Here is a 10,233-nt window from a genome sequence, read left to right as displayed (position 1 = left end):
CGTTACGCGTCGACCTACTCCATGACCTCGTCGCTCACGTCGAAGTTGGCGAAGACGTTCTGCACGTCGTCGCTGTCCTCGAGGGCGTCGATCAGCTTGAAGATCTTCTTGGCGCCGTCCTCGTCCAGCTCGACCTGCATGGTCGGGACGAAGTTGGCCTCGGCGGAGTCGTAGTCGATCCCGGAGTCCTGGAGGGCGGTGCGGACCGCGACCAGGTCGGTGGCCTCGCTGAGCACCTCGAAGGACTCACCGAGGTCGTTGACTTCTTCGGCACCCGCGTCCAGGACGGCACCCAGGACGTCGTCCTCGGACAGCTCGCCCTTGGGGACGATCACGACGCCCTTGCGGTTGAAGAGGTACGACACCGAGCCCGGGTCGGCCATCGAACCGCCGTTGCGGGTCATGGCGACACGGACGTCGGAGGCGGCGCGGTTGCGGTTGTCGGTGAGGCACTCGATGAGCACGGCGACGCCGTTCGGGCCGTAGCCCTCGTACATGATCGTCTCGTAGTCGGCGCCACCGGCCTCGAGACCACCGCCGCGCTTGACCGCGGAGTCGATGTTCTTGTTCGGGACCGACTGCTTCTTCGCCTTCTGGATGGCGTCGTAGAGAGTGGGGTTGCCCTCGATGTCCACGCCGCCCATACGGGCCGCGACCTCGATGTTCTTGATCAGCTTCGCGAAGAGCTTGCCGCGCTTGGCATCGATCACGGCCTTCTTGTGCTTCGTCGTAGCCCATTTAGAGTGGCCGGACATCTGCCTGTCTCCTTCGCGTAACCCATCCAAACAACGAACGCCAGAGATCCTACTAGGACTCGGTCGCCCGGTTCGCGTGCACCATGTCGACGAACAGGGCGTGCACACGGTGGTCGCCGGTCAGTTCCGGGTGGAACGACGTGGCGAGCGCGTTGCCCTGGCGGACCGCGACGATGTGGCCGCCGTGCTCGGCGAGCACCTCCGCCCGGGCGCCGACCGACTCGACCCAGGGGGCGCGGATGAACACGCCCTCTACAGGATCGCCGTCGATGCCGCGCACGTCGACCGCCGCCTCGAAGGACTCGTTCTGCCGGCCGAAGGCGTTGCGGCGGACGATCATGTCGATGCCGCCGATGGTCTCCTGTCCCGAGCGCGGGTCGAGGATCTTGGCGGCGAGCATGATCATGCCCGCGCAGGTGCCGTAGACGGGCATTCCGGCCCGCACGCGCGCGCGGAGGGGCTCCATCACGCCGAACAGGACGGCCAGCTTGGAGATGGTGGTGGACTCGCCGCCGGGGATGACGAGGCCGTCCACCTCGGCGAGTTCCTCGGGGCGCCGGACCGGCCTGGCCACGGCGTCGGCCGCGGCCAGGGCGATGAGGTGCTCCCGTACGTCGCCCTGGAGGGCCAGGACGCCTATGACAGGTGCGTCGGTCATGTGTGCGAAACCCTTTGGTCTTACCAGCCGCGGTTGGCGTAGCGCTCGGTCTCGGGGAGGGTGTCGCAGTTGATGCCGACCATGGCCTCGCCGAGGTTGCGGGACGCGTCCGCGATGATCTTCGGGTCGTCGTAGAAGGTGGTCGCCTTGACGATGGCGGCGGCGCGCTTGGCCGGGTCGCCGGACTTGAAGATGCCGGAGCCGACGAAGACGCCCTCGGCGCCGAGCTGGCGCATCAGGGCCGCGTCGGCCGGGGTGGCGACGCCGCCGGCGGAGAACAGCACCACGGGGAGCTTGCCGAGCTCGGCGACCTCCTTGACCAGCTCGTAGGGTGCGCGCAGCTCCTTGGCGGCGGCGTACAGCTCGTTGTTGTCGTAGCCGCGCAGGCGGGCGATCTCGTTCTTGATCTGACGCAGGTGGCGGACGGCCTCGACGACGTTGCCGGTGCCGGCCTCGCCCTTGGAGCGGATCATGGCCGCGCCCTCGGCGATCCGGCGCAGGGCCTCACCGAGGTTGGTGGCACCGCAGACGAAGGGGGTGGTGAAGGCCCACTTGTCGGAGTGGTTGACCTCGTCGGCCGGGGTGAGGACCTCGGACTCGTCGATGTAGTCGACGCCGAGCGACTGGAGGACCTGGGCCTCGACGAAGTGGCCGATCCGGGACTTGGCCATGACCGGGATCGAGACGGCCTCGATGATGCCCTCGATCATGTCCGGGTCGGACATCCGGGCCACGCCGCCGTCCTTGCGGATGTCGGCCGGGACCCTCTCCAGGGCCATGACGGCGACGGCGCCCGCGTCTTCGGCGATCTTCGCCTGCTCCGGCGTGACGACGTCCATGATCACGCCGCCCTTGAGCTGCTCGGCCATGCCGCGCTTCACGCGGGCGGTGCCGGTCTCGGGGGTCTGGTTCTCAATGGTGGACACGGGTGACCTCACTCGCTGAAAGAGGGTTTCTGCAGACACCGAGGAAACGCGAGTGGACCAGTCCACAGCAAGGGCCAATGGACAGCCGGTGGATCGTTTTCCGGTCAGGCCGTGCGCTCGACCAGGGCGGCGGGCGGTTCGTCGTCCATCTCGAAGGCCAGCGGGAAGGGCGCGTGTCCGGCCAGCCGGAACCAGCGGACCTTGCGGTGTTCGCGCAGCCGGCGGGCCGCGCCGACGGCGTCGTTGTGGAAGCGGCGGGCCATCGGGACCCGGCGTACCGCCTCGGCCAGCTCGCCGGCGGCGGCCTCGCCGCCGGGGGCCTCACGGACCTCCTCGACCTGCTGCGGGTGCTCGAAGACGGCCCGCAGGGCCTGGCTAAGCTCGCTCTCGGCGACCTCCCGCTGCTCCTCCTCGGCCTGCCGGGCGGCATGCGCGGCCTCGTACAGCACGATCGAGGAGGCAGGGTCCAGGACCCCCGAGGTCGCCAGCTCCTGGGCCACCGAGGCACGCCGCAGCAACTGGGCGTCGAGCGCGGCACGGGCAGCGTCGATCCGCGCGTGCAGCCGGTCGAGACGGCCTGCGGTCCAACTCAGATACAGGCCGACCACCACGAGGGCGGCGAGGATCCAGAGCGTCCAGATGAGGGAAACGGTCACGGGCGGAACGCTATAGGAGGCACCCGCGGCAGCGCCCCGTCAGGGGCGCGGGGAACTGCGCGACCAGCCACGACGGCGCCGCAGCCGGAACACTGCGGCCCTCCCAGCGAAGCGCTCAGTCCCGCGCCAGCCCGAACCGCGCCCGCAGCCCCGACCGCTCGTCGGCCGCCACCGCCGCCGCACCCGCCGTCACCGTCTCGTACACGGACAGGATGTCCGCGCCCACGGTGGACCAGTCGAAGCGCCGTACGTGCACGCTGCCGCGCTCGCGCAGCCCGGCGCGGCGCTGCGGGTCCTCCAGGAGCCGGACCGCCGCTTCCGCCAGCGCGTCCGCGTCCTCGTTGGCGAAGAGTTCGCCCGCCGCCCCCTGGTCCAGGACCTGGGTGAAGGCGTCGAGGTCGGAGGCGAGCACGGGAGCCCCCGCGGACAGGGCTTCCACCAGGATTATCCCGAAGCTCTCGCCCCCCGTGTTGGGCGCGATGTACAGGTCGAGGCTGCGCAGGAAGCGGGCCTTGTCCTCGTCGCTGATCATGCCGAGGAACTCGACGCGGGAGCGCAGCTCGGCGGGCAGGGACTCGACCGCGGCCTCCTCGTCGCCCCGGCCGGCCACCAGGAGCCTGGCCTGCGGGCGGGCGGCGAGGATCTTGGGCAGGGCCTTCACCAGGACCGGGAGGCCCTTGCGGGGCTCGTCGATGCGGCCGATGAAGCCGATCGTGTCACCCTGCCACTCGGGGCGCGGCTCCGCCTTGGCGAAGAAGTCGACGTCGACGCCGTTGGGGATCACGACCGCGTCCCCGCCTAGGTGCTCGACCAGTGTGCGGCGGGCGTACTCGCTGACCGCGATCCGGGCGCTGATCTTCTCCAGGGCCGCCTGGAGGATCGAGTACGCGGCGATCATCGCGCGGGAGCGCGGGTTGGAGGTGTGGAAGGTCGCCACCATCGGGCCCTGGGCCGCCCAGCAGGTCAGCAGGCCGAGGGACGGGGAGGTCGGCTCGTGGATGTGGACCACGTCGAACGCGCCGTCGTGCAGCCAGCGGCGTACCCGCGCGGCGGACAGGAAGCCGAAGTTCAGGCGGGCCACCGAGCCGTTGTAGGGCACCGGGACCGCGCGGCCCGCCGAGACGACGTAGGGCGGGAGAGGGGTGTCGTCGTCGGCGGGGGCGAGGACGGAGACGTCGTGGCCGAGGCGGATGAAGTATTCGGAGAGGTCGCGGATGTGGAACTGGACGCCACCCGGGACGTCCCAGGAGTAGGGGCAGACGATGCCGATCCTCACGACGGTCCCTTCGCGGGGTCGAGGTCCGCGAGCCACAAGCGTTGCAGCATGTGCCAGTCCTCCGGATGGTCGGCGATCCCGGTGGCGAAGGCGTCGGCCAGCGCCTGTGTCATGACAGACGTCTTCGACGCCTTGTCACCTGACTCGGGTACCTCGACCGGGGCGTGCACCCTGCCCTTCATGACAGGAGTGTCGTCGTACCAGAGCGTCACGGGCAGGAGTATCGCGCCGGTCTGCTGGGCCAGCAGGGCGGGTCCGGCGGGCATCCGGGTCTTGTCGCCGAAGAAGTCGACCTCGATGCCGGAGGCGGACAGGTCGCGGTCGGCGACCAGGCAGATCAGGCCGCCGTCGCGCAGCCGGCGGGCCAGGGTGCCGAAGGCGGTGCCGCCGCTGTGCGGCAGGACCTCCATGCCGAGGCCCTCGCGGTAGGCGACGAAGCGGTCGTAGAGCGTCTCGGGCTTGAGCCGCTCGGCGACCGTGGTGAACGGCGTCTCCAGCTCGGTGGTGACCCAGGCGCCGGCCAGGTCCCAGTTGGCCAGGTGCGGCAGCGCGATGATCACGCCCCGGCCGGAGGCGAGGCCGTCGGTGAGGTGGTGGACGTCCTTGGGCTCGAAGCCCTTGCGGACCCGCTGCTCGCTCCAGGCGGGCAGCCGGAAGGACTCCATCCAGTAGCGCAGGTACGACCGCATGCCCGCGCGGGAGAGCTCGCGCAGCCGCTCGGGGCTCGCGTCGGGCCGCACGCGCGCGTAGTTGGATTCGAGCCGCTGGACGCCCTTGCCGCGCTGCTTCCAGGCGAGGTCCGCGATGGAGTTGCCGAGGCGCACGGCGACCGGTTCGGGGAGCTGCTTCACGGTGCTCCAGCCGAGACCGTACAGAGCGTCGGTGAGCCGCTCGGCGGCGCTCACTTCGCGGCCTCGCTCCCGTGCGAGGCGCTCTCCCGCTCGGCCGCCGCCTCCGCCTCGGCGGACTCCCTGCGGACCGTGACGACTCGCTGGACGAGGGTGACCAGGCTGCCCACGGCGACGATCCACAGGGCGATCGGCAGCAGGACCTGGATGCCCGGGACACCGAACTTGTGGAAGCCCGCCAGACCCGCCGCCACCAGCGAGATCACCAGGCGCTCGGCGCGCTCCACGAGACCGTTGACGGCCACCGGCAGCCCGATGGACTCGCCGCGCGCCTTGGTGTACGACACCACCTGGCCGCTGGCCAGGCAGAAGATGGAGACCGCGCACAGGACGTTGTTGTTCCCGTTGCCCGCGTACCAGAGGGCGAAGCCGCCGAAGATGGCGCCGTCGGCGACCCGGTCCAGGGTGGAGTCCAGGAAGGCTCCCCAGCGGCTGGTGCGGCCCAGCTGGCGGGCCATGTTGCCGTCCACCAGGTCCGAGAACACGAACAGCGTGATCACGATCGTGCCCCAGAAGAACTCGCCCCGGGGGAAGAAGACCAGCGCGCCCGCGACCACTCCGGCCGTGCCGAGGAGCGTGACCGTGTCCGGGCTCACGCCCCGGCGGATGAGAAACGCGGCGAACGGTGTGAGGACACGCGTGAAGAATGCACGCGCGTACTTGTTCAGCATGGCCTTCCTGACGGTCGTTGCGCCGTGCGGCCCCTGCTGGCCACCCCGGCTGGCCCATCGTAGCCACGCGCGCGTGTGTGCGACGGGTGGGCACTCTCAGTCGGTACCGACGGCCGGGACGGAAGGGTCCCGCGGGCACGATCACGTCCTTCGTATGGACGCACCGTGACGGGAGTGGAAAGCTCGAATAACCGCGGGCGTCATCGGAGCCGCCACCGCACGCGGCCCGCCATGCTCGCCCGCGCCCACAGAGACCTCACCGTGCACGGGAGGCAAAACCATGGGCGACAAGGTCAAGGAACACCCCGGAGCCGCCGGCAGGGCAATGGCGGCCGACCACCCCGCGTCTGTACGGAATGTGGTGCTGGTCGGCCACTCCGGATCGGGCAAGACCACGTTGGTGGAGGCTCTCGCGCTGACCGCGGGAGCGGTGAACCGGGCGGGCCGGGTGGAGGACGGCGGAACCGTCTCGGACTACGACGACATCGAGCACCGGCAGCAGCGCTCCGTACAGCTGTCGCTGGTACCGGTCGAATGGAACGGAATCAAGATCAACATCCTGGACACCCCGGGATACGCCGACTTCGTCGGTGAGCTGAGGGCCGGTCTGCGCGCCGCGGACGCGGCCCTCTTCGTCGTCTCGGCCTCTGACGGGGTGGACGGCTCGACCCGGATGGTGTGGGAGGAGTGCGCGGCCGTCGGGATGCCACGGGCGATCGTCGTCACGCACCTGGAGGCCGCCCGCGCGGACTTCACGGAGATGACCCGGGTGTGCGCCGAGGCGTTCGGCGCCGACGACCCCGACGCCGTACTCCCCCTCTACCTGCCGCTGCACGGCCCGCAGGGTCCGGACGGGCACGCGCCCGTGACCGGTCTGGTCGGGCTGCTCACGCAGAAGCTGTTCGACTACTCCGCCGGGGAGCGCAAGGAGTCCGAGCCGGGCCCCGACCAGCTGCCCGACATCGAGGAGGCCCGCAACCGGCTCATCGAGGGGATCATCTCGGAGAGCGAGGACGAGACGCTCATGGACCGCTATCTGGGCGGCGAGCAGATCGACCTGAAGACGCTCATCGAGGACCTGGAGCGGGCCGTGGCCCGCGGGGCCTTCTTCCCGGTGCTGGCCGCCGCCCCGGCCGCCGACGGCGCCCGCCAGGGCCTCGGCACGGTCGAGCTCCTGGAACTGGTCACCGGCGGCTTCCCGACGCCGTTCGAGCACCCCACCCCGGGCGTGACCACCATCGACGGCAGGCCGCGCGAGATCAAGCCGTGCGACACGGGCGGCCCGCTGGTCGCGGAGGTCGTGAAGACCGCCTCCGACCCGTACGTCGGCCGGGTCTCGCTGGTCCGGGTCTTCTCCGGCACCCTGCGCCCCGACGAGACGGTCCATGTCTCCGGGCACGGCCTCGCCGACCGCGGCCACGAGGACCACGACGTCGACGAGAAGATCGGCGCCCTGTCCACACCGTTCGGCAAACAGCAGCGACCGGTCACCCACGTCATCGCCGGCGACCTGGCGTGTGTGGCGAAACTCGGCCGCGCGGAGACCGGCGACACCCTCTCCGGCAAGGACGACCCGCTGCTCATGGAGCCGTGGGAGATGCCCGACCCGCTGCTGCCGCTCGCCATCGAGGCACACAGCAAGGCGGACGAGGACAAGCTCTCCCAGGGCCTCGCCCGCCTTGTCGCCGAGGACCCGACCATGCGGCTCGAACAGAACCAGGACACCCACCAGGTGGTGCTGTGGTGCCTCGGCGAGGCGCACGCGGACGTCGCCCTGGAGCGGCTGCGCAGCCGGTACGGCGTCCAGGTCGACGTCGTACCGCACAAGGTGTCGCTCCGGGAGACGTTCGCCGGCAGGTCCGCCGGGCGCGGCCGGCACGTCAAGCAGTCCGGCGGGCACGGGCAGTTCGCGATCTGCGAGATCGAGGTGGAACCGCTGCCGGGCGGCTCCGGCATCGAGTTCGTCGACAAAGTGGTCGGCGGTGCGGTGCCCCGGCAGTTCATCCCGTCCGTCGAGAAGGGCATCAGGGCCCAGGCCGTCAGGGGGGTCGCCGCCGGCTACCAGCTGGTGGACGTGCGGGTCACCCTGCTCGACGGCAAGGCGCACTCCGTGGACTCCTCCGACGCCGCCTTCCAGACGGCGGGCGCGCTGGCCCTGCGGGAGGCCGCGGCGGACGCGAAGATCCATCTCCTGGAGCCGGTGGCCGAGGTGTCCGTGCTGGTCGGCGACGACTACGTGGGCGCGGTGATGAGCGACCTGTCCGGGCGGCGCGGCCGGGTGCTCGGCACCGAGCAGACCAGCGGCGGACGCACCCTCATCAAGGCCGAGGTACCGGAGTTCGAGATCGGCCGGTACGCGGTCGACCTGCGCTCCCTGTCGCACGGCACGGCCCGGTTCAGCCGCTCGTACGCGCGGCACGAGCCGATGCCACCGCAGATCGCCGAGAAGATTCGCGAACAGGCCAAAGAAGCCTCCTAGTTGATCCGCAGCGCCCAACGGGGGGCAACAACAGTCGAGAACGGTCGAGAACGATCGACAACGGGAGTGTTCGGCGGGCGGCTTCGGCCGTCCGCCGACGGTTGTCGGTGGCTGGGGATACTCTGAGTACTTGATCAACAGGTGTGCGGAGTACGGAAGTCGGGAAGGCCGCAGAAGCGGGACGGCGGCAAGTGGGGGCGGGAATGAGCTTCGAGGACTTCTTCGGGCCACAGGTGCCCAGGCCGGGCGGCGAGGCGCAGGCACCGACCTACGCCCTGGCCTCGGCGGCCTACCGGGACACACCGATGGAGGAGATCAAGAAGGCCGACAACGAGTGGCACCAGTCCACGGTCAGCGAGGGCCGCAGCTGGGCGAAGATCTTCCGGCCCAACTTCGGTGAGGCGTACTCCCAGGCGGTCATCGACCGCATGCTGGGCGTCGGCCGCAAACCGCTCATCCAGTCCTTCGGCAGCGAACCCCAGATGGTCGTCGAGCACTGCCTCGCGGCCAACCGCATCCGCAAGGAACGCGACCAGCGGCTGACCGCCGTCATGTTCCTGTTCGGCGTGCTCTTCCTGCCCGGCCTGCTCGTCTGGCTGCTGGTCTTCCAGCTCCGGGCCACCATGCTGAAGGCCGACAACAAGCGGGTCTCCGGGCTCGGCAGCGCCCTGCTGGCCGCCGTCGGCGTCCTCGCGGTCGTCTTCCTGATCCGGATGCCGCTCACCGGCTTCTGGGGGTGGTACGCACGCGGCTGCATCGTGCTCCCCGTCGTCGGCTGGTATCTGGCCAAACGGCTCTGCGAGAGCACCGCGAACAACCTGCGCGAGGCCTGGGACGGCCTGCTCTCCGGCGGCAGCGTCGGCGCGAAGGTCCCCGAGGCCGTGCCGACCAGCCCCGACCAGGCCGCGGCCGAGCAGCTGCGCCAGTCCCTGGCCCGGCTCAGCGCCGAGCAGCAGTCCAACTCGGTCTTCTACGCCGGCCCCAAGGGCATACTCGGCATGGGCACCCGCTGGGGCTCCTGGCACCTCGCGGAGGAGCTGGTCCCGCTCGATCCGGTCAAGGGCGTCCACGAGTTCCGCGCCTGGACCGTCGTCCGGGAGATCGAGAAGGAGCTGAGCGTGCTGCACCGGCAGCACCTGAAGACCGGCGGCTTCCCGGAACCGCAGGTCAAGCACTGGATCGTCAGCCATGTCGGAGAGGGCGCCAAGGCGGTGTCCAGGCCCGAGGGGACCGACTACAAGGTCGGGCCCGCTGACGTGGAGCGGATCTGCAACAGCAACCACTTCGACAAGGGCGAACGGCACTACCTGGGCGTGCAGTGGCCGTACCTGTGGGACGGCGGCCTGATCATCACCATGATGACCACCGTGACCGTGCTGAAGGAGACCCTGCGCATCGAGGTCACCGGACACGCCCTCGGTCCGGTCAACGGCCTGTTCAGCGGCAAGCCCGAGGCCCCCACCAAGACGGTCGCCAAGACCGTCCGGTTCTGGGAGACCCGGACGGTCAAGCTGCCCCTGGTCACCCCGGACGAGGTGGTCCGGCTGAGCGCGCGGGCGATGATCAGCTGGTATCCGCCGCTGCTGAAGTGGCTCGGCGGCTCCATAGGCCTGCCCGAGCCGTTCGGCCTCCGGCATGCCTGGGCCGACCAGCCCTGGAGGCATCGCTTCATGGCCGACGACGCGCTGCGCGCGGCCACCCCGGTGCTCCGGGCGGTGCACCGGGCCGCGTTCACCGTGCTCAAGGATCACGACGTCAACATGGACAAGTTCAACTCGCGGGCGGGAGCGCTCAGCGGGTCGGTCCAGGAGGCGTCACCGAAGAAGGCCGACACCTACGACGCGTGAGCCTCCGGCGGTTCGGCCGACGGGGCGGGTGCGGGCACCAGCCCCTGGGGGCTGCCG

9 protein-coding genes are annotated in these 10,233 nt (G+C 70.4%); 2 read left to right on the top strand and 7 right to left on the bottom strand.

Features of this window, described 5'->3' with window-relative positions; translation table 11 throughout:
• Nucleotides 1–14: 14 nt before the first annotated feature.
• The 7 genes from ACWGKQ_RS51200 to pgsA all read right to left on the bottom strand — a co-directional run bounded on the left by ACWGKQ_RS51200 (nucleotide 15) and on the right by pgsA (nucleotide 5,850).
• Nucleotides 15–755, bottom strand: a complete 741-nt coding sequence (locus ACWGKQ_RS51200) for a YebC/PmpR family DNA-binding transcriptional regulator (RefSeq protein WP_453299008.1) — start codon at nucleotides 753–755, stop codon at nucleotides 15–17.
• A 52-nt stretch (nucleotides 756–807) separates the two neighbouring features.
• Nucleotides 808–1,413, bottom strand: a complete 606-nt coding sequence (pdxT, locus tag ACWGKQ_RS51195; RefSeq protein WP_453299007.1) for a pyridoxal 5'-phosphate synthase glutaminase subunit PdxT — start codon at nucleotides 1,411–1,413, stop codon at nucleotides 808–810.
• A 20-nt stretch (nucleotides 1,414–1,433) separates the two neighbouring features.
• Nucleotides 1,434–2,339 (bottom strand): pyridoxal 5'-phosphate synthase lyase subunit PdxS, encoded by a 906-nt coding sequence (gene pdxS / locus ACWGKQ_RS51190; RefSeq protein ID WP_189264653.1) that lies wholly within the window; start codon nucleotides 2,337–2,339, stop codon nucleotides 1,434–1,436.
• Between the two features lie 104 nt (nucleotides 2,340–2,443).
• On the bottom strand, nucleotides 2,444–2,995 hold the full coding sequence (locus ACWGKQ_RS51185) for a hypothetical protein (protein ID WP_453299006.1): 552 nt from the start codon (nucleotides 2,993–2,995) through the stop codon (nucleotides 2,444–2,446).
• A 115-nt stretch (nucleotides 2,996–3,110) separates the two neighbouring features.
• Nucleotides 3,111–4,271: a glycosyltransferase family 4 protein gene (locus ACWGKQ_RS51180; RefSeq protein ID WP_453299005.1), complete on the bottom strand. Its 1,161-nt coding sequence runs from the start codon at nucleotides 4,269–4,271 to the stop codon at nucleotides 3,111–3,113.
• Nucleotides 4,268–5,176 carry a phosphatidylinositol mannoside acyltransferase gene (locus ACWGKQ_RS51175; protein WP_453299004.1) on the bottom strand — a complete coding sequence of 303 codons (909 nt, stop codon included), beginning with the start codon at nucleotides 5,174–5,176 and terminating at the stop codon, nucleotides 4,268–4,270. Before ACWGKQ_RS51175 ends, ACWGKQ_RS51180 begins: the two co-directional genes overlap by 4 nt.
• Entirely contained in the window at nucleotides 5,173–5,850 is a 678-nt protein-coding gene (pgsA, locus tag ACWGKQ_RS51170) for a phosphatidylinositol phosphate synthase (protein ID WP_453299003.1), read from the bottom strand. The genes ACWGKQ_RS51175 and pgsA overlap by 4 nt, the downstream gene beginning before the upstream one ends.
• Before the next feature lie 280 nt (nucleotides 5,851–6,130).
• Here pgsA and ACWGKQ_RS51165 point away from each other — a divergent pair, with 280 nt between their 5' ends.
• The gene (locus ACWGKQ_RS51165; RefSeq protein WP_453299002.1) at nucleotides 6,131–8,329 is read left to right on the top strand and encodes an elongation factor G-like protein EF-G2; all 2,199 of its coding nucleotides are present in this window, start codon (nucleotides 6,131–6,133) and stop codon (nucleotides 8,327–8,329) included.
• Between the two features lie 203 nt (nucleotides 8,330–8,532).
• Nucleotides 8,533–10,176, top strand: coding sequence for a hypothetical protein (locus ACWGKQ_RS51160; protein ID WP_453299001.1), 1,644 nt, complete (start codon nucleotides 8,533–8,535; stop codon nucleotides 10,174–10,176).
• Nucleotides 10,177–10,233 lie beyond the last annotated feature (57 nt).

Source organism: Streptomyces sp. NPDC054770, from assembly GCF_053611985.1.
Note: the sequence above shows the minus strand (reverse complement) of the source record. Positions and strands in the feature narration are given on the sequence as shown.

What these genes read in the sequence shown, in the direction of transcription:
- ACWGKQ_RS51200 (WP_453299008.1), bottom strand. Translation starts at nt 755, where the DNA reads ATGTCCGGCCACTCTAAATGGGCTACGACGAAGCACAAGAAGGCCGTG.
- pdxT (WP_453299007.1), bottom strand. Translation starts at nt 1,413, where the DNA reads ATGACCGACGCACCTGTCATAGGCGTCCTGGCCCTCCAGGGCGACGTA.
- pgsA (WP_453299003.1), bottom strand. Translation starts at nt 5,850, where the DNA reads ATGCTGAACAAGTACGCGCGTGCATTCTTCACGCGTGTCCTCACACCG.
- ACWGKQ_RS51165 (WP_453299002.1), top strand. Translation starts at nt 6,131, where the DNA reads ATGGGCGACAAGGTCAAGGAACACCCCGGAGCCGCCGGCAGGGCAATG.
- ACWGKQ_RS51160 (WP_453299001.1), top strand. Translation starts at nt 8,533, where the DNA reads ATGAGCTTCGAGGACTTCTTCGGGCCACAGGTGCCCAGGCCGGGCGGC.